This window comes from Mesorhizobium sp. LMG17149, from assembly GCF_024518695.1.
Taxonomy (GTDB): Bacteria; Pseudomonadota; Alphaproteobacteria; order Rhizobiales; family Rhizobiaceae; genus Mesorhizobium.
Window position 1 is genome coordinate 139,023 of the sequence record NZ_JANIFL010000010.1, and the last position, 18,119, is coordinate 157,141.

Below are 18,119 nucleotides of genomic sequence, written 5' to 3' on the forward strand. Positions count from 1 at the left end.
CATGGACAACCCGGCGCCAAAGGGCAGCTTTGGCCGGCATCGCAAGATCATGCCGTTCGAAGCCGACTCGATCGAAGCCTTGCGCGACGCCTCCCGCCAGAAGGCGGCTTCGCTCAACCAGCATGTGCTGGGCTATGGCGCGCAGGCCGAGGCTGAATGGGTCGCGGCGGGCATTGCCACTCCCGACCTCCCGGCGATGCGCCAATACCGGCTGGAGCGCATCCGCGCCGAACTGAGGCGCCGCGACTATGCCGGCGCCCTGCTCTACGACCCCGTCAACATCCGCTACGCCACCGACTCGACCAACATGCAGCTGTGGGTGGCGCACAACCCGACGCGGCATTGTTTTGTCGCCACCGACGGGCCGGTGGTGCTGTTCGACTATTTCTCCTGCGAGCATTTGTCCGATCATTCCGGCGTCGTCGACGAAGTGCGACCGGCAGTGTCGTGGATGTATCTCTATGGCGGTGAGTTGACCGAGCAAAAGGTCCGCCGCTGGGCCGCAGGAATAGCCGATCTGGTGAAAGAGCATGGCGGCGGCAACAGCCGCATCGCCGTCGACCATATCAATCCGGAAGGCGTCGAGGAGCTGGCTCGCCTCGGCATTTCCATCGGCAATGGCGAAGCGTTGATGGAGAACGCGCGGCTGATCAAATCACCCGACGAGATCCTCGCCATGCGCCGCGCGATCGTCGCCTGCGAGGCGGCGATGGGCGAGATGGAACAAGCGCTGAAGCCGGGGATTTCCGAAAACGAATTGTGGGCGGAACTGCACCGCGGCAACATCGCGCGCGGCGGCGAATGGATCGAGACGCGACTGCTGACGTCAGGCCCGCGCACCAATCCGTGGTTCCAGGAATGCTCGTCGCGCAAGATCGAGGCTGGCGATCTCGTCGCCTTCGACACCGACCTGATCGGCCCCTACGGCTTCTGCGCCGACCTGTCGCGCACATGGCTGTGCGGCGATGGAAAGCCGACCAGCCAACAGCGCGACCTGTTCCGCATCGCTGCCGACCAGATCGGGCACAACACGGCACTGATGCAGCCAGGCATCTCGTTTCGCGACCTCGTCGAACGCTCGGCGGTGCCGCCCGGCGACTGCTTCCCGACGCGCTACGGCGTGCTCTATCACGGCGTCGGCCTGGCCGATGAATACCCGACCTTGCCGCATGCCAGCGACTGGACATCGGACACTCCGGACGGCGTGCTGGAACCGGGCATGGTGCTGTGCGTGGAAAGCTATATCGGCAGGCTTGGCGGGCGCGAAGGCGTCAAGATCGAGGAACAGATACTGATCACCGAGACGGGCAACGAACAGCTCTCAACCTACCCGTTGGATAAGAGCCTGCTCGGCTAGCCCGGCAATGGCCTCGCGCAACGCCCCAACCGTCTTTTCCGGTGTCCCTGCGGCGGTGATGTAGGGCAGGCCTTTGCGCCGTCCGGTCCAGCCGACGACCGCCACCTTTTTCGCCGCCGGCTCGAAGCGTTGCGCCAGCGCCCAACTCTCGCAGTCGATGGCCGCTATATCGGCCTTGCCCTCTGCAATTGCGACGATCGAGGAACGGTGCCCACCGCTTTCGCTGCGCGAGGCAAAGAGGTCAAGGCTCTCGCCCATCGCCTCCAGGTCGCGCGTCAAACCGAGGAACCCCGACATCGAATCGAGGCTGTTGAAGGTGAAGCGCTTGCCGCGGATCCGATCGAGTGGGATCAGCGGGCTGCCGTCATTGGGCGAGGCAACCGACGGCGCGCCATCCGCCAGCATGACGATGGCGCTGGAATAGAGCTCGCCCTGCCCGCCTTCGTAGGCGTCGTAGCTTGGCTGGGCAACCACCTGCACATGCCTGGACAGGCCGAGTTCCATCGGCCCCCAGCAGGTCTGCGCGAACAGCAGCGCCGGGTGCAGCCACAGTCTGTGAAAATCGAGCTCGTCCGGCGGCAATGTCGCTGGATCGGGTGCGATCAATGCACCGGCAGCATCACGAATACCGCCCGGTATCGGCGGCAGGTCTCCATTGCGCCGCACGATGGTTTGCGGTGCGTCGATACCCTTTTGCAGAAACGCGTCGCGCAACAGCATCCATTGCGCGTCGACCTCGCCGCGCATTTCGGGCCAGTCATACATCGGCAACGCCGCAACCAATTCACTCATGCCGGATATCAAATCATCATGTCTGGAAAAATGATCGCAAAAACGCGGCGCCCAATCAGAATTGGCCGACACGGATTCCGGGTAGACCGGAATTATTCCTTCGGCGGCTCTGCGGGAACCGGCGCACTGCCGAGTCCGCTGATGCTGCGCGCCCTGATGCGCGGCTTGAAGGCCCTGCCCGGCTCAGCTTGACGCCGCAGCACCGGGTGCACGATCGGCTCCTTCGCCTTGAACGCATAGGCTTTGATCAGCGCGAAATAGTTGGGATAGGCATAGCCATTGTTCATCCGCAGCCATTCCTCACGGCGGTCGCGAAACAGCTTGGGCAGCTTGTACCAGGCCACGGTCGGGGTCTTGTGATGGACGAAGTGCAGATTGTTGTTGAGGAACAGGAACGACAGCGGCGAGCGCTCGATGATCACCGTGCGGCCTTCCGGATGTTCCGACCATTGATGCTCGGCGAAAGTACGGATCGAGATCAGCGACTGGCCGAGCCAGACCGGCACCAGAATGTAAAGCCACAGCGGGATGCCGAAGCCGAACTGCACGATCGGCATCACGACGGCAAGGCCGATCGCATGCAGCAGCCAGGCCTTGCGGATCGCCTTGTCACCGGCGATCACCTGCTTGGCATCGTCGATGAAGAAGCCGACGCAGGACAGCCACGGGCCAAGCACGAAGCGGCCGGCCATGGTGTTGTTGATCTTGAGTAGGAATTTCATCGTCGGCGGCAGTTCGTCGTGCTGCCAGAGCGCCTGATAATAGCTTTCCGGATCGTCCAGCGGATCGGTCAGCCGCTCGTCGGCGTGGTGGCGCAGATGGATGGTCTTGAAGCGGCGGAACGGCCAGACCAGACCGATCGGCAGGAACACAAAGGCTTCGTTGACCCGTGCATTGCGTGTCGGATGACCGTGCAGCACTTCGTGCATGATCGAGGATTGCAGTGCGGCGGTCAAAGCCAGGAGGGCGAGCGCCAGTATGGGGTAAGATGGCCAGAGCAGGAAACCGGTGGCGAGCCAAGTTGCGTAGCAGAAGAAGGCGAGTACCACGGTCGGCCACTCTATGGCCGGTGCGCTGTGTCGCCTGATGCTCTTGCTCGTCATGCTATCGACCACTGCCCCTCAGTCGCCGGAGCCCCAATTGGCTCCTGACAACATTGTGTCAGGAGAAGTGATTCCACTCAACGAGACAAAGTACACAAACTGTTGCGATTGCGCATTTTTGACCGCACATGTTACACATTGTAAACAGGCTTAGGGATTCATTTACGCCTGAGGTGCGCTCGGAAGCGATTCGGCGCAAATTTTTCCTCAATCGAGGTGGAGCACGCACATGGACAAGCGCGACCTGTCGACGATCTTCCGCGAGCGCCTGAAAACACTCTTGACACGCTCCGACCTCAACCAGTCGGCCTTCGCGACCGCGGTCGGCATCGACCGTTCGGCGCTGTCGCAGCTGCTGTCGGGCGCCTCGACCCGCCTGCCCCGCGCCGAAACGCTGCTCAACATCGCCGCCGAGTTCAAAGTGTCGCTGGACTGGCTTCTCGGCCTCAGCCAGGACGAGGGCCTCACCGGCGAAATCCGCGAGAGCCTGGAGATCGAGGAGGCACCCGACGGTTTCGACCGCACCCTGCTGGCCAAATGGCATGCCGAGGCGGCCGGCACCAAGATCCGCTACGTGCCGGCCGGCATCCCCGACCTCCTGCGCACCGAAGCACTGGTCGACTACGAAGCCGGCATCACCAACAAGAGCCGCCTCGCCCAGGCCGGCGAAACGCAATACCGCATCAACTACAACAGGCGGCCGGAAACCGACATGGAAGTCTGCATGCCTCGCCATACGCTGGAGATTTTCGCCCGCGGCCTGGGTGTCTGGGATCGTTTCCCGGAAGCCGACCGCCGCGCCCAATTGCTACACATGGCGACGCTGCTCGACGACCTCTACCCCACCTTCCGGCTGTTTTTCTATGACGGGCGGATTCGCTATTCCATCCCCTACACCATCTTCGGTCCCTATCGCGCCGCCATTTATGTCGGCGACATGTATCTGGTGCTCAACGCCACCCAGCCGATCCAGACGCTGATCCAGCATTTCGACAATCTGATCCGCGCCGCCGACATCAACGCGCACGAGGCGTCCGGCTTCGCGCACAAACTGGCCGGCATGTCGTTCCCAACAGGCACTGTCTGATCTCTGGCAATCATGGTCCTCTGGTGGAGCCTCGTCCCGGCCACGCCATTTCCATTTTTGAAGGACAGTTCATGCCCGAACCGCGCCGCATCGTCGTTCCTCCCCAGTCGGGCCGCGCCATCCGCGTCTCTCGAGGCGACCTCATTCGCATCATCGATCCCAAAGGACAGCAGGTTTCCGATCTCTGGGCTTTCAGCACCGACCCGGCGCTTGACTGGCTGAGCACCTCGCAGACCCGTGACATCACCGAGCGGCTTTTTCCCGCAATCGGCGACAGTTTCTTCAGTGCCGCCGCCAAGCCGATGCTGACGCTGGTCGAAGATGGCTCGCCGGGTCCGCACGACATGCTTTACCCCGCTTGCGACAGCGCGCTCTATGAGCGCGCCGGATTTCCCAATCATCCGAACTGCCGGGACAATCTGATGCAGGCGCTGGCCACAGAGGGCATATCGCTGCCTTTCGCCCCCGATCCGGTCGATCTCTTTCAGAACTCCTTGCCGGAACCCGACGGTCGGCTGGTGGTTTCCGCGTCGATCAACCCGCCGGGCGGCTATGTGACGTTGCGCGCCGAACAGGACCTCCTGCTGGTGGTCACCGCTTGCTCGGTTGACTACTATCCAACCAATGGCGGGGTCTGCACCGAAATCCACGTCGAGGTCACCTCGACACGGTGAGGAAACGCCTCCGATCCGGTGTCGGCATCGCTCCAAAATCGTTGACTACACATAAAGACTTCTTTATATCCTTATTCGACTTCGAAACATGAAAGCCAATCCGATGACGACCACCAACCCGATCGATACGCTGCTGGCTGAAAAGGGCGTGCTGCTAGCCGATGGCGCCACCGGCACAAACCTGTTCGCCATGGGGCTGGAGGCGGGCGAGGCGCCAGAGCTGCTCAACGAGACGGCGCCCGACACCATCACCAGCCTGCATCAGAATTTCGTCGATGCCGGCGCCGACATCATCCTCACCAACTCGTTCGGCGGCACCCGTCACCGCTTGAAGCTGCACCATGCGCAGGATCGCGTGCACGCGTTGAACAAACGCGCCGCTGAGCTTGCGCGTGCGGTCGCCGGCAAGGCCGGCCGCAAGGTCATCGTCGCCGGCTCGGTCGGCCCGACCGGCGAATTGCTGGTGCCGCTTGGCGCCATGACCTATGACGAGGCGGTCGACGCCTTCGCCGAGCAGATCGAGGGCCTCAAGGAAGGCGGCGCCGAAATCGCCTGGATCGAGACCATGTCAGCTCCCGACGAGATCCGCGCCGCCGCCGAGGCTGCCATCCGCGTCGGCCTGCCCTACACCTACACCGGTTCCTTCGACACTGCCGGCCGCACCATGATGGGTCTGCTGCCCAGGGATATTCACGGCGTCACCGACGGGCTTTCGCAGGCGCCGCTCGGCGTCGGCGCCAATTGCGGTGTCGGCGCGTCCGACATCCTGGCCTCGCTGCTCGACATGACCGAGGCGAAGCCGGAAGCGACGGTGATCGTCAAGGGCAATTGCGGCATTCCCGAATTCCGCGGCACCGAAATCCATTATTCCGGCACGCCCGAACTGATGGCCGATTATGTGCGCCTCGCCGTCGATGGCGGCGCCAAGATTATCGGCGGCTGCTGCGGCACCTCGTTCCAGCACCTTGCCGCCATGCGCAAGGCGCTCGACGCGCACACCAAGTCGGATCGTCCGACGGTTGCGGCGATCGTCGAGCGCATTGGTCCGATGCGCAACAAGGTCGCGACGGAAAACACCGCCGAGACCAGCGAAGCCCGCCGCGAGCGCCGCCGCAGCCGGGCCTGACCTCATCGATTTCGGTTATTCGCTGTTGTCGGCGTAGCTCGACTGCGCCGACTTGAAGTCGACCACATTGTCGCCGCGCATCGTCATCAGCGCGCCCGAAGCGCGGGGGTCGGTGATCTGTTCCAGCATGATGCGGAAGCGGTCGTTGGTCAGCGCCGACAGGGCGGTGTGGCGCGCCTGTGCGACATCGTCACTGATACGCCTGGATTCCGATGATGGGGCCGATGAAACCGCCGAGGCGTCTGGCGCCGGGGGTATCGAGTTGGCGATAGTCCTGATCTGCAATTTCGGCTCCCTCAAGCCCAGTACACCTGTCCTGCGTAACAAGGAGGGGGTTGCCATCCGGTACCGGAATTGCCGCGCAATTTAACGACCCATAAAATCCGCGAAAAAAGGCCGGCAAGGTTTCCCTCGCCGGCCTGCCTCACCCGCCCGCGGTCGGTTCCCCCGTATCAGAACGATCCCATCTGAAAGAAACCGGCCGTCATCACCACTTACCGGTTACCGCCCAGCGCAGAGGCAAGGCGCACAAGCGAGAGGAACTCGGCCCTGTACCCAAACGGGTCGGCCCCTCGAGCGGCAGTGGCGATCTCCATGATCTTGTCGTAGCCGAACTTCGCGGTCGCATCCTCGTCGCGCAGCTTCTGGCCGAAGGCGGCAACCGCGACGGAGAAGCGCTGATCGGTGCTGGCCTGGTCGAAGGACGAAATCTCGTTGGCCGAGGTCACCGGCGTGGTGATCAGCTTCGAGACGTCTTCATTCGGCAGCTTATAGCGGATCTTGACGAAGGCATATTCGTCCGCATTGGCGACACCGCCATTGTCCACCGACGCCTGGCCATAACGCAGCGGATCTATCTGCTCACCGCCGCTGCCCTTGGGCGTGATTTCGTAGATCGCGGTGACGGAATGGCCCGAACCGATATCGCCGGCATCGACGCGGTCATTGTTGAAATCCTCGCGGTTCAAGGCACGGGTCTCGTAGCCGATCAGGCGATATTCCGAGACCTTGTTCGGGTTGAACTCGACCTGGATCTTGACGTCCTTGGCGATGGTGAACAGCGTCGAGGAGGCATCCTCGACCAGCACCTTTTCAGCCTCGGCCAGCGTATCGATATAGGCGGCGGTGCCGTTGCCGTTCTGGGCAATGGTTTGCATCATCTGGTCGTTCAGATTGCCGCGGCCGAAGCCGAACACCGACAGGAAAACGCCGGTCTTGCGCTCGCTTTCGATCAGCCGCTTGAGGTCGTCGTCATCGGTCTGGCCGACATTGAAGTCGCCGTCGGTAGCAAGCATCACGCGGTTGACGCCGTCCTTGACGAAGGATTTTTGCGCCAGCCTGTAGGCTTCCTTGATGCCCGCCTCGCCGGCCGTGCTGCCACCGGGCGTCAGATTGTCGATGGCGCTGAGGATCTTGTCCTTTTCGGACACCTTGGTCGGCTCCAGCACTGTGCCGGCGTCACCGGCATAGGTCACGATCGAGATAGTGTCGTCGGCCTTCAGCTTGCTGACCAGCAGGCGAAATGCCGATTTGAGCAGCGGCAGCTTGTCCGGCTCGTCCATCGAGCCCGAGACATCGATCAGGAAGACCAGATTGGCCTTCGGCTGCTCGATCGGCTTGACGTCAAAACCCTTGATGGCGACATGCATCAGCCTGGTCTGCGTGTTCCACGGCGTCGGCATGACGCTGACGGTCGAGTTGAATGGTGTCGAGGCCGACTCCGGACCCTTCCAGTCATAGGGGAAGTAGTTGATCATCTCCTCGACGCGAACAGTATCGGCCTGCGGCAGGGTGCCCTGCTTCAGCGAGCCGCGCACGAAGGAATAGGAGGCAGTGTCGACGTCGATCGAGAAGGTCGAGACCGGATCCTCGAGCGCCGCATGCACCGGATTGGTCTTGAAATCCTCGATGCGGTCGCGGTTTTCCGGTTGCGGCTGCATCTGGTCGGCCGGCAAGATCGACGGCTGCTGCGGCGCCATCAGCTTGGATTCGGCCGGCATGCGGGCTCGCGAGGTGCTGGGTACACTTGCAGCGCCATCCAGCGCGAATTCACCTGTCGGTGCCGGTGGCGCAGGCTCGGCCAGCACACCGCGCTCCAGCGCATTTTGTTGTGCCGCGCCGGAAGCAACGGTCGATTCGGATTTCTGCGGCGAGGCCGGCGCCACAAGCGCATCGGTGGCGCCGCGGCTTTCCACATCCGCGTCTGCCTTCTTGTCCTTCTCCAACTCGCCGCGAGCCGGCTTCGGCTCGGCGGTCGTCGGCTTCACCGTCGCCGGCTTGTCGGCCAGCGTCTCGGTGATCTTCTCGTCGCCGCCGAATTTGGGCGGCTGTTCCCTCAGCAAATGGAAGGTGGCGTATCCGGCGATCGGCAGGGCGACGAGCCCGGCAAGGGCCGGCGTGGCAATGAGTTTCTTTTGCATGATCTCGCTCCAGAGCTTTTGTGCTCGCTCTGTGAGACGAAGCCCGCCAATCGATCCTTGGGTGACAGCAGAAATATTTTCCTGATCATAGGCGCGCAGGGCGGCCTCGAAGGCACGTGCCTTGGCATCCTTGGCGGGCGCCGGTGCTGCGATATCGCGCAGTCTGTTGAGTTCGTTGTCGTCGACCATGGTCACACTTCCCCGGCCGCGCGCATCAGCGTCTTCAGCCGTTTCTTCGCTTCATGGATGTGCCAGGAAACCGTCGTCTCCGAGATCGCCATCGCCTCGGCGGCGGCCGCGTGGCTCAATCCTTCGCCATAGACCAAAAGCACGGCGTCGCGCTGCTTGTCCGGCAGTTGCCGCACCGCGGTCCACAGCGCTTCGGCCGGATCCTCCGGTTCGACCGACGCCTCGCCGGAGATCAGTGCATGGACGCCATAGGCCTCGGTCTTCACGGTCTCGCGGGCGGACTTTCGCATCATGTCGCGCGCGGCGTTCAGGGTCACGGAATAGAGCCATGTGGTGAAAGCGCCGCCGCCGCGATAGTCGCGGATCGCCTTGCCGAGCCTGACGCAGACTTCCTGGGCGATGTCTTCGGCATCGGCCTTCCTGCCGCACCAGCGATAGGCAGCGCGATAGACGAAGTCATAGTGCCTTTCCAGCAATGTGCTGAAGGCCCCCCTGTCTCCGCCCTTCGCCCGCCCGATCAGTTCGGCGTCGGAGGCTTCGCTTTCATCCAGCATCATCGCCATCATTTGCCTGTTGGACGAAGGCTAATGGCTAATCCTTGGGGCAATGGAAAGATTTTTTTGGAAACCGCCGGATCGTGACCGCCGGCACCCCGCTTGACACATCCATATCTCGGCGGTTATACGTCAATCAATAGCCACCGGGTTATCGATCCCAATGACGAACGCTCACGATGTCCTCTTCAGAACGCTCTCCGATCCGACGCGTCGTGCGATCTTCGAGCGCCTGTGCCGGCAAGGCGAGCAGACGGTCGGCGCCCTGACGGCTCAGTCGGGGGTCTCCCAACCTGCGGTGTCGAAGCATCTCGGCGTACTCAGGCAGGCCGGGCTGGTGCGCGACCGCCATCAAGGACGGCAGACCCATTATAGCGCCCAGATCGCAGCACTTTCCCCGCTGACCGACTGGACGAACCAGATGAATGCGTTCTGGCAGAGCCGGTTCGACGACCTCGAAAATTTGCTCAAAAGAATGGACCAATGACCAACATTGCGACCGAAACGCGCTCCGTCGTCGTCGAACGTGAGATCCCCTATCCGCCGGAAAAAATCTGGCGCGCGCTGACCCAACCGCATCTGATCGAGGAATGGCTGATGAAGAACGACTTCAAGCCAGTTGTGGACCACCGTTTCAATCTGCGAAAGGAAACGCAAACCGACGTGAGCATTGTTGTCGACTGTCAGGTAACAGCCGTCGAGCTGAACAAGACACTGTCCTACACGTGGCAGGCCTATGGCCTCGAGAGTGTCGTCACCTGGACCCTCATGCCGACCAGCACGGGCACCCGGTTGCGTATGGAACAGTCCGGCTTCCGGCCGGATCAGGAGCAGGCGTATCGGGGCGCGACGAGTGGGTGGCGGCAGTACTTTACAAATCTGGGTCAGGTCCTGGCGCGGATGGATTGAACCCGCCGACATGCGGATCACGGGTCCGCTTCGGTCTGTTTTGACAGGAGGAGCTATTGGACAGGAACAAGTGGGTTCGGCAAATTCATCGCTGGCTGTCGATTATGTTTACGCTGACCGTTGTCGCCAACTTCGCCACCATGGCATTCGGCCAGCCTCCCGCCTGGGTAGTCTATTCGCCGCTCCTGCCGCTCTTCCTGCTGCTGTTCAGCGGCCTGTACATGTTCGTGCTGCCCTATGCCGCCAGGGGCCGCGGCGCGCAGCGTGCCGGCGGATAGGAGTGGGTAGAATGACCAAGACGCAGGGTCAGTCGACCAAAGCGGCACCGGTCCTGCTCTCGGGCGGCAACCCGCAAATCGCCAAGGGCGACGGCGACGCTCCGGTGCAGGCCTACATCGCTGCAATGCCGGGCTGGAAGCGTGGCCTCGGCGAGCGGCTCGACGCGCTCATCGAACACAACGTGCCCGACGTGCGCAAGGCCGTGCGCTGGAACTCGCCCTTCTACGGCGTCGAGGGCCAAGGCTGGTTCGTGAGTTTCCATGTCTTCACCCACTATTTGAAAGTGACCTTCTTCAGCGGCACGTCGTTGCGGCCGATTCCGCCTGGCGGCACGGCCAAGAGCAAGGATGTGCGCTGGATCGACATCCGCGAAGACGATCCGTTCGATGAGGCGAGGATGGTGGAATGGATCAAGCAGGCCGCGGCCCTGCCCGGCTGGATCCCGTAATGACCGACTATGACAGAGGAAAAAGAGCCATGAAGATCAAGCTGACCAGCGTGTATGTGGACAACCAGGAAAACGCACTGCGCTTCTACACCGACGTGCTGGGCTTCACCAAAAAGGCCGATTTCAGCAACGGGCCTTATCGCTGGCTGACCGTGGCCTCGGCTGAAGAGCCTGATGGAACCGAGCTGCAACTCGCGCTCAACGACAACCCGGCCGCCAAGGCCTATCAGGAAGCCATCTTCAAGCAGGGCCAGCCCGCGGTCATGTTCTTCACCGACGACGTCAAGGGCGACTACGAGCGCATCAAGGCGAAGGGCGGTGCGTTTATCCAGCCGCCGACCGAGGCGACCGGTTCGACCATCGCCCAGTTGAACGACAGCTGCGGCAACCTCGTTCAGATCACCCAGCTGGCGCGCTGGTAACGGCGGCGGTTGAAACGCGTCGAGACACAGGAGACACCCAATGACCCCCTCGCAACATATCGACCAAATGATCGCCGGCCTCATCGATTGGCGCGGCGATACGCTCGCCGGCATCCGCAAGACCATCCTTGCAGCCGACCCGGACATCGTCGAGGAGTGGAAGTGGATGGGCAGCCCGGTATGGTGCCTCGATGGCAACATCGTGGTCGGCAACGCCCACAAGGACAAGGTGAAGCTGACCTTTTCCCATGGCGCCAGCCTGCCGGACCCCGACAATCTGTTCAACAATGGTTTTGGCGGCAAGGTGTGGCGGGCAATCGACATGTTCGAGGGCGACAGGCTCAATGAGGGCGCTTTAAAAGAGCTCGTCCGCGCAGCGATCGATTACAATCAGGCCAAAAAGAAGAAGAAAGCGGCTGCCGGGGCGAAGCCACAGACGCAAGTCTAGGCCGCCTGGCCTGCCACCCAGCCCGACGACCATGCCCACTGGAAATTATAGCCACCCAGCCAACCCGTGACATCGACGACTTCGCCGATGAAGAACAGGCCCGGCACGGATTTCGCCTGCATCGTCTTCTGGTCCAGCCCGTTGGTGTCGACCCCACCCAGCGTCACTTCGGCGGTGCGGTAGCCCTCTGAGCCGGCAGGCTTGATGCGCCAGTCATTGACTGCGGCAGCTATGGTTTTCATCTGGGCGTCGGAAAGATCAGCAAGGTTGCCGTCGATCCCGGTGCGCTCGGCGATCGACTGCGCAAGCCGCTTCGGCAGATGATTTGCCAGCACCGTTTGTGCCGCTTGCCGCCCATTGCTTCGCTTGGCCACCCGAATGAGGTCCGCCACGTCAACTGCCGGCAGCATGGCCATGCGGATTTCATCGCCCTCGCGCCAATAGGAAGAGATCTGCAGGATAGATGGCCCGCTGACGCCACGATGCGTGAACAGCATCGCTTCGGAGAACCGCGTCTTGCCGCAGGCGACTTCCGCGTCGACGACGTTGCCGGCCAGGGGCGCCAGCCGTTCGAGCGTGTTTGCGTCGAAGGTCAGCGGCACCAGCGCCGGTCGCGTTTCGACAATGGCAAGGCCGAACCGTTCGGCAAGCTCATAGCCGAAACCGGTCGCCCCCATCTTGGGGATCGACTTGCCGCCGCAGGCCACCACCAGCGACTGGCAAGTAACCAAGCCTGTGGAGAGGGTGAGCGCAAACCCCTCCACGGTTTTGCGGACATCCTCAACACTGGCCGAGAGCGCCAGCTCCACGCCCCTGCCCTGCATTTCCGAGACCAGCATGTCGATGATCTGGCGTGCGGAGCCATCGCAGAACAGCTGCCCAAGCGTCTTTTCGTGATAGGCAATGCGGTGGCGTTCGACGAGGGCGATGAAATCGCGCTGCGTGTAGCGACTGAGCGCCGAAATGCAGAAATGCGGATTGCCCGACAGAAAATTCTTCGGGCTGGCATGGATGTTGGTGAAATTGCACCGGCCGCCGCCGGAGATGCGGATCTTCTCGCCAGGCGCCGCCGCATGATCGAGGATCAGCACCGAACGGCCGCGCTTGGCCGCCTCCACGGCGCACATCATTCCGGCGGCACCCGCGCCGATGATCACGACATCATAAGATTGCATCAGGCTATTCGTTCCCGCTCGACCGGCTCATTTGGGGCGCGCCACTTGCGCTGCCTGGTATCACTTTGGTCCGATGGTTTTCTAGCTATCCCGTCCCAGCAGCCTGGTGATCTGGGGGGTGACGATTGTGGTGAACAGCCCGGGATCGCTGAAAGCCCTCGCGGACAGCATTGCCCCGTGAACCGATGCCATCAGCATCTGGGCCTCCTCCTCCGGCCGGTTGTTCAAGCGGAACAAGTCCTGTTCCATTCCAGCCCGCAGCACCGACGTAAGCCATCCCGCGAGATTTTGGAAATGGGCACGAACGCGTGACGCCACCTCTTCCGGCAGCATCTGCATCTCGCCGGCGAGCATCGCGCAGACGCAGAACGACGGCGAGGCATCGCGAATGCATGTCCGCCAATAGTTCAGATAGGACTGCAGTTGTTCAGCAGGGCTTGAGAGTTCTCCCCGGAGAGACTCCAAACCCACTTCGGCCTGCCGCCTGTAACGATCCACCAGCACCGAAACCAGCTCGGCCTTCGTCGGAAAATGGTGGTGGATACTCGCCTTCCTGATGCCGATGGCAGCCGAGATATCGGCATAGCTGAACCCGTTGTAGCCTCCCGCGACGATGAGAGACTGCGCGACATCGAGAATCTTTTCTGAAGTCGAAGCCATTGATTTCATATCGCCGCCTACCTTCTGGTAGGCGAACTGTCAAGGTTGCATCGTTCCCGATTCTCACAGGGAGGTGTTCCGGACATTGGGTTGACTTAGGGGTTTTGTCTACCTACTAATAGGTAGACAGCAACAAGGAATCTGCCGATGCAAAACCAATCTTTCACCCGGTCCGGATGGCTACGATCCTATTATTTCGCACGCGCCATATTTTCTATCGCCTGGGTTGCTGCCGCCATCCTGTTTAACGGGCAACCCGGTCCCACCGCGCTTCTGCTCGTGATCTACCCGGCATGGGACGCTCTCGCCAATCTGGTTGACGCCAGGGTAAATGGCGGCCTGAAGGCCAACTCGTCCCAGGCTTTGAATGTCGTGGTCAGCACGATAACGGCGCTCGCCGTCATCGTGGCGGTTAACAACAGCATGTATGCCGTTCTGGCCGTGTTTGGGGTTTGGGCGATCCTCTCGGGTCTGCTGCAGCTGAATACGGGAGCAAGGCGTTGGCGCTACCATGGCGCACAATGGCCGATGATCCTGAGTGGTGCGCAGTCGGCCCTCGCCGGCGGCTTCATGATCAGCCGATCCCTCGGCACGGCTGCGCCGACGATTCTGGACATCGCCCCTTATGCCGGGTTCGGCGCGTTTTACTTTCTGCTTTCCGCAATTTGGCTTGTCGTAGCAGCCTATCGCAAGGCAAACGCCTAGGCGCAGCCTGATCCGGCGGCGGCAAGGTGAACAGTCATCTGCCGCCGTCGAAAGGGCAAGCATCGCTCACTCTTCGCCGCATCGGCTGCCGTTCTGGTTCAAAGACGCGTAGCGTCCTGCTCAGAGTCGACCTGTGTGCGATCAGTGCGCAGTGACTCCTGCCTTAAATCAGCGTCTCTGCGAACAGCGTCGTCAATCGCTTCCAGTGGCGTTCGGCGCCCGCGGCGTTGAAAACGCTATGATCGGGCACGCACCAGCCATGCGCCATCCCAGCATAGTTCTCGATGACATGGTCGACTTCCGCAACCCGCAACGCTTCCTCCAATCGCATCGATTGTTCCGGCGGGAAACTTCTGTCGACACCCGACATGCCGACATAGACGCGCGCCTTGATGGAGGCTGCCTTGCGATGCGGGCTGTCGGCGGCGTCGCTGGCCAGATTGCCGCCATGGAAGCTTGCGGCCGCTTTTATCCGTTCGGGATAGGTTGCAGCCGCATTCAATGATCGACCGCCGCCCATGCAATAGCCGACGGTGCCGATCGGCCCGGTGATGCCCTCGGCAGCAAGTGCGTCGAGGAACGCACCGCTGTCGCTGATGGTCATCTCCTGTGTCGTGCCCGTGACCAGCGCCATCAGCGGGATTTTGGTCTTCTCCTCGGCGAAGGCGGTCTTGGCGTCGAACGGCCCGTAGGGCGCATTGCGGTAGAACAGGTCGGGCACCAGCACCGCATAGCCTTCATTCGCGAGCCGCTCGGCCATACCGTCGAGCGCCGGCCGCGGACCGAAGGCGTCCTGATAGAGAATGACGCCGGCCTTGGCAGGAGATGCGTTTGCCGAGTGGAAAAGCCCGGCATTGGCAACACCATCCCTGGTCTTGATCTGAATGTCGTGTTTCGTCATCGCCCGCTCCGTTCGACTGATGCGCGATACATATCCGCGCAAGGCCATACGGCAAGGCATTCCCGGGGCGTGGCAGTCAACATTTCGTGCAGGATTGCGGACGCTATTGCTCGCCCTCGCGCACGGTCCGCGCGCCGACATGCAGCGCACGGCCGGCACCGAGCCCCATAATGGCTACGCCAAGCCCGAGCGCGACGAACAGGAACGCCGTCCCCGAAAAACTGCCGGTCCAGTCGCGGATCAGGCCCACCAGCAGCGGACCGAATGCCGCCAGCACATAGCCGACGCCTTGCGCCATGCCTGAAAGATGCGCGGCGACATGCGAATCCGGCGAACGCAGCACGATCAAGCTCATGGCAGCCGCGATAAGGCCACCTTGCCCGATGCCTTGCAGGACCGCCCAGAACAGCATCGTCGAGGTCGGCGCAAAGAGAATGCCGAGCAGCGCGACCACCGCCGTGGCGACGAGCGCCACATTGATGCCGCGCTGGTCCTTCAGCCGCATCGCAAAGGATGGCACGGCGAGGCAGGTGATGACCTGCGCCATCACTGACACCGAAACCATGGCGCCAGCGGTGGCCGCATCGAAGCCACGCTCGCGCAGGATCGGCGCCAGCCAGCCGAAGATGCAATAGGCGAGCGCCGACTGCAGCCCCATGAACAGCGTCACCTGCCAGGCCAGGCGATCGCGCCAAAGCCCGACGACGCGAAAGCCTTGATGGCTCACTTGCCGCCGGCTGCCCAGCGCCTGCGGAATCCAGATCAGCAACACAATCAGGGTCGGCACCGACCAGGCAGCAAGTGCTCCGGACCATGAACCGGTGACAAAATGCTCGATCGGCAGCGTGAAGCCCGCGGCGGCAGCCGAACCGGCGCAGAGCGCCATGGTGTAGAGCCCGGTCATGACGGCGGCCCTGTCGGCGAAATCGCGCTTCACCAGGCCTGGCAGCAGCACATTGCCGATGGCAATGGCGCCGCCGGCCAGGAAGGTGGCGACAAACAGCAGGGGAACCGTACCGAACCAGCGCAGGCCGGTTCCCAGCACCAGCAAGGCGAGCGCCCCGAGCAAAGTGCGCTCGGCTCCATAGCGCTGCGCAAGCCTTGGTGCGAAGGGCGCGAATAGGCCGAGGCACAGGACGGGCAGCGTCGTCAGCAGGCTGGCGCCCGTCGTCGACAGCCCGGTTGCCTGCATCACCTCGGGCAACAGCACCGACAGGCTCGAAAACAGCGGCCGCAGACTGAAGGCGATCAGCACAAGGCTCGCGCCAAGCACGATGCGCGCCGCACGGCTGCGCAGTTCAGGCGGCTGCGGCATGGGCAGGCTGTCGGCCTCGGCATCGATGAGTTCTAGACCCTCGACCTCCGCCTTCGGGTCAGGCTGACGAAAACTCTGGTTCATTGCGAAAGCAGTCTTTCAAGTTGGGCAAGCACCGGCGCCATGAAGGCTCGGACGGCGGCAACGGCCCGCTCGGGATCGCTCGCGGCAATGGCTTCGACGATTGCCGCATGCGCCTGGTGGTCCGGTTCGGGCAGATCGCCGTCGATGGTGGCATGGATGGTCTCGGTGATGGCGGCGGTGAAGAAGTCGTAGAGCTCCATCATCGCCCTGTTGCCGGACGCCGCGACGACGGATTTGTGGAAAGCGAGATCGCGGTGGATGAAGGATTCGCTTCCGCCTTCGGCGACAGTGCCGCGCGCGGCAAGCAATTGCCGCATCCGCTCGAGGTCGGCTGGCGTGTGGCGCAAGGCAGCGAGCCGTGCGGCCTCGAGGTCCAGCGCTGCCCGCGCCTCCCACTGATCGCGCAGGCCGCTGCGCTTGACCCGGTCGAGCGCGGCAGAAGTATCGACGGCGGAGCGCACATAGGTGCCCGAGCCCTGGCGCGTATCCAGCAATCCCTGCGAGACCAGCACCCGCACCGCCTCGCGTACCGTGCCGCGGCTGACCGACAGAAGGTCGGTCAGAGCTGCCTCGTTGGGAATACGCTCGCCGACGCCCCAGCGGCCGCTGACGATCTCGGCACGCAGGCTGCTGGTGGCGCTGTCGGTGAGATTGGTTCTGGTGGCGGGTTGCATCGGCCTATTCATCAAGTCATCAGATGACTTGATGAATAGGCCTACTCCTGGCTGCCGTCAAGCTACTGATCGAGATGGTAGTGGGTCAGTGTGAAATTCAGCCTTTGAATGGCCGGCGTTGAATGCGATAATTCAGGCATGGATGACACATGCGAAACTAAGACACGAAACGGTTGGGCGCCCTTGCACGTTGAGCAAGCTCTTGGTCTTAACCCGGACCTGCCAAAGCGCTGCCCCGGGGTGTCATGGTGCTGTTCGCGCTCACCGCGAAAGTAACAATGGGATGCGCGCTCATTTCGAACACATCGAAGGGCATGATGGATGCTCGCTAAAGCCGCGAACATTTTCCGGTACTAAATCAATGCACCCAGACGCCCTATCATGAAAGCTTTGCGAGATTGGTGACATTGTTGCGCTGATCGAAGTGAAGGAAATTGAGAAGCCGGTGCTGCGCGGCCCTTACAAGAAGCGGACAGCTTGACTTCAATATGCTATGCCGCCGCCATGAAGAGCTATGATTTCGATCCTACCGAATTCGCCAAGTTAGCGTTCCTATTGGCTCACGCCGTCAGTTTTCTCCATCAAGAGCGGAGCAAGGCCGAACTCAATCAATTCCAGGCCAAATTCCTCCCGATTATTCGCGATGTATATTATCAGGTGTTGGGACCTAAGATTGATGATCGCCAGCGTGAGGCAATCTCTGTATCCGATCCTTGGGACCCAGAGTTGACTCAGGAGCGGGCTATCGAACTCCTAGCTGAGATATTCAAAGCTTAGATTTCAAACTGACTCACTAC

22 protein-coding genes are annotated in these 18,119 nt (G+C 62.0%); 12 read left to right on the plus strand and 10 right to left on the minus strand.

The features are described 5' to 3' along the window. The first annotated feature begins 1 nt into the window (after position 1). Positions 2 to 1,357 carry a Xaa-Pro peptidase family protein gene (locus NP945_RS23180; RefSeq protein ID WP_256747626.1) on the plus strand — a complete coding sequence of 452 codons (1,356 nt, stop codon included), beginning with the start codon at positions 2 to 4 and terminating at the stop codon, positions 1,355 to 1,357. On the opposite strand, the gene NP945_RS23185 is transcribed toward NP945_RS23180, so the two are convergent. Beyond that, on the minus strand, positions 1,322 to 2,149 hold the full coding sequence (locus NP945_RS23185; RefSeq protein ID WP_256747627.1) for a phosphate/phosphite/phosphonate ABC transporter substrate-binding protein: 828 nt from the start codon (positions 2,147 to 2,149) through the stop codon (positions 1,322 to 1,324). The two genes, NP945_RS23180 and NP945_RS23185, sit on opposite strands and share 36 nt — an antisense overlap. A gap of 92 nt (positions 2,150 to 2,241) precedes the next feature. Next, complete coding sequence (locus tag NP945_RS23190) at positions 2,242 to 3,252, minus strand: fatty acid desaturase (protein ID WP_256747628.1); 1,011 nt, start codon at positions 3,250 to 3,252, stop codon at positions 2,242 to 2,244. A 229-nt stretch (positions 3,253 to 3,481) separates the two neighbouring features. On the opposite strand from NP945_RS23190, the gene NP945_RS23195 reads away from it, so the two are divergent. From NP945_RS23195 to bmt, 3 genes are all read left to right on the plus strand, one after another. Then, positions 3,482 to 4,339: a helix-turn-helix domain-containing protein gene (locus NP945_RS23195; protein ID WP_256747629.1), complete on the plus strand. Its 858-nt coding sequence runs from the start codon at positions 3,482 to 3,484 to the stop codon at positions 4,337 to 4,339. Between the two features lie 71 nt (positions 4,340 to 4,410). Continuing rightward, the gene (locus NP945_RS23200) at positions 4,411 to 5,013 is read left to right on the plus strand and encodes a DUF1989 domain-containing protein (RefSeq protein WP_256747630.1); all 603 of its coding nucleotides are present in this window, start codon (positions 4,411 to 4,413) and stop codon (positions 5,011 to 5,013) included. Between the two features lie 103 nt (positions 5,014 to 5,116). Further along, a complete protein-coding gene (gene bmt / locus NP945_RS23205) occupies positions 5,117 to 6,139 on the plus strand; it encodes a betaine--homocysteine S-methyltransferase (RefSeq protein WP_256747694.1) in 1,023 nt (340 codons plus the stop codon). Between the two features lie 15 nt (positions 6,140 to 6,154). Here bmt and NP945_RS23210 read toward each other — a convergent pair whose 3' ends face one another. From NP945_RS23210 to NP945_RS23220, 3 genes are all read right to left on the minus strand, one after another. Further along, complete coding sequence (locus NP945_RS23210; protein ID WP_256747631.1) at positions 6,155 to 6,424, minus strand: hypothetical protein; 270 nt, start codon at positions 6,422 to 6,424, stop codon at positions 6,155 to 6,157. Between the two features lie 209 nt (positions 6,425 to 6,633). Then, positions 6,634 to 8,748, minus strand: coding sequence for a VWA domain-containing protein (locus NP945_RS23215; protein ID WP_256747632.1), 2,115 nt, complete (start codon positions 8,746 to 8,748; stop codon positions 6,634 to 6,636). A 2-nt stretch (positions 8,749 to 8,750) separates the two neighbouring features. After that, positions 8,751 to 9,311, minus strand: a complete 561-nt coding sequence (locus NP945_RS23220; protein ID WP_127271980.1) for an RNA polymerase sigma factor — start codon at positions 9,309 to 9,311, stop codon at positions 8,751 to 8,753. Between the two features lie 154 nt (positions 9,312 to 9,465). Here NP945_RS23220 and NP945_RS23225 point away from each other — a divergent pair, with 154 nt between their 5' ends. Genes NP945_RS23225 through NP945_RS23250 form a run of 6 tightly spaced genes read left to right on the plus strand, consistent with a single transcriptional unit; the run spans position 9,466 to position 11,808 of the window. Further along, positions 9,466 to 9,789 (plus strand): helix-turn-helix transcriptional regulator, encoded by a 324-nt coding sequence (locus NP945_RS23225; protein ID WP_256747633.1) that lies wholly within the window; start codon positions 9,466 to 9,468, stop codon positions 9,787 to 9,789. After that, on the plus strand, positions 9,786 to 10,211 hold the full coding sequence (locus tag NP945_RS23230; RefSeq protein ID WP_127267745.1) for an SRPBCC domain-containing protein: 426 nt from the start codon (positions 9,786 to 9,788) through the stop codon (positions 10,209 to 10,211). Before NP945_RS23225 ends, NP945_RS23230 begins: the two co-directional genes overlap by 4 nt. A gap of 56 nt (positions 10,212 to 10,267) precedes the next feature. Further along, entirely contained in the window at positions 10,268 to 10,489 is a 222-nt protein-coding gene (locus NP945_RS23235) for a hypothetical protein (RefSeq protein WP_127267744.1), read from the plus strand. 11 nt (positions 10,490 to 10,500) lie between these two features. Further along, positions 10,501 to 10,938 (plus strand): DUF1801 domain-containing protein, encoded by a 438-nt coding sequence (locus tag NP945_RS23240; protein WP_127267743.1) that lies wholly within the window; start codon positions 10,501 to 10,503, stop codon positions 10,936 to 10,938. Positions 10,939 to 10,967: 29 nt separating this feature from the next. Beyond that, positions 10,968 to 11,360: a VOC family protein gene (locus NP945_RS23245; protein WP_127267742.1), complete on the plus strand. Its 393-nt coding sequence runs from the start codon at positions 10,968 to 10,970 to the stop codon at positions 11,358 to 11,360. Between the two features lie 40 nt (positions 11,361 to 11,400). Then, positions 11,401 to 11,808 (plus strand): DUF1801 domain-containing protein, encoded by a 408-nt coding sequence (locus tag NP945_RS23250; protein WP_127267741.1) that lies wholly within the window; start codon positions 11,401 to 11,403, stop codon positions 11,806 to 11,808. Here the strand turns inward: NP945_RS23250 and NP945_RS23255 are convergent. Beyond that, positions 11,805 to 12,983 (minus strand): NAD(P)/FAD-dependent oxidoreductase, encoded by a 1,179-nt coding sequence (locus NP945_RS23255; protein ID WP_256747634.1) that lies wholly within the window; start codon positions 12,981 to 12,983, stop codon positions 11,805 to 11,807. The genes NP945_RS23250 and NP945_RS23255 overlap by 4 nt on opposite strands. A gap of 81 nt (positions 12,984 to 13,064) precedes the next feature. Then, positions 13,065 to 13,652, minus strand: a complete 588-nt coding sequence (locus NP945_RS23260) for a TetR/AcrR family transcriptional regulator (RefSeq protein ID WP_127810175.1) — start codon at positions 13,650 to 13,652, stop codon at positions 13,065 to 13,067. A 138-nt stretch (positions 13,653 to 13,790) separates the two neighbouring features. Between NP945_RS23260 and NP945_RS23265 the strand changes: the two genes are divergently transcribed. Then, positions 13,791 to 14,348, plus strand: a complete 558-nt coding sequence (locus NP945_RS23265) for a DUF308 domain-containing protein (protein ID WP_127382458.1) — start codon at positions 13,791 to 13,793, stop codon at positions 14,346 to 14,348. Positions 14,349 to 14,511: 163 nt separating this feature from the next. Here the strand turns inward: NP945_RS23265 and NP945_RS23270 are convergent, their stop codons facing one another. From NP945_RS23270 to NP945_RS23280, 3 genes are all read right to left on the minus strand, one after another. Continuing rightward, positions 14,512 to 15,249 carry a dienelactone hydrolase family protein gene (locus NP945_RS23270; RefSeq protein WP_256747635.1) on the minus strand — a complete coding sequence of 246 codons (738 nt, stop codon included), beginning with the start codon at positions 15,247 to 15,249 and terminating at the stop codon, positions 14,512 to 14,514. Between the two features lie 103 nt (positions 15,250 to 15,352). After that, positions 15,353 to 16,648, minus strand: coding sequence for an MFS transporter (locus NP945_RS23275; RefSeq protein ID WP_256747636.1), 1,296 nt, complete (start codon positions 16,646 to 16,648; stop codon positions 15,353 to 15,355). Further along, on the minus strand, positions 16,645 to 17,322 hold the full coding sequence (locus NP945_RS23280; RefSeq protein WP_256747637.1) for a FadR/GntR family transcriptional regulator: 678 nt from the start codon (positions 17,320 to 17,322) through the stop codon (positions 16,645 to 16,647). The genes NP945_RS23275 and NP945_RS23280 overlap by 4 nt, the downstream gene beginning before the upstream one ends. A 504-nt stretch (positions 17,323 to 17,826) precedes the next feature. On the opposite strand from NP945_RS23280, the gene NP945_RS23285 reads away from it, so the two are divergent. After that, positions 17,827 to 18,099, plus strand: a complete 273-nt coding sequence (locus NP945_RS23285; RefSeq protein ID WP_256747638.1) for a hypothetical protein — start codon at positions 17,827 to 17,829, stop codon at positions 18,097 to 18,099. Positions 18,100 to 18,119 lie beyond the last annotated feature (20 nt).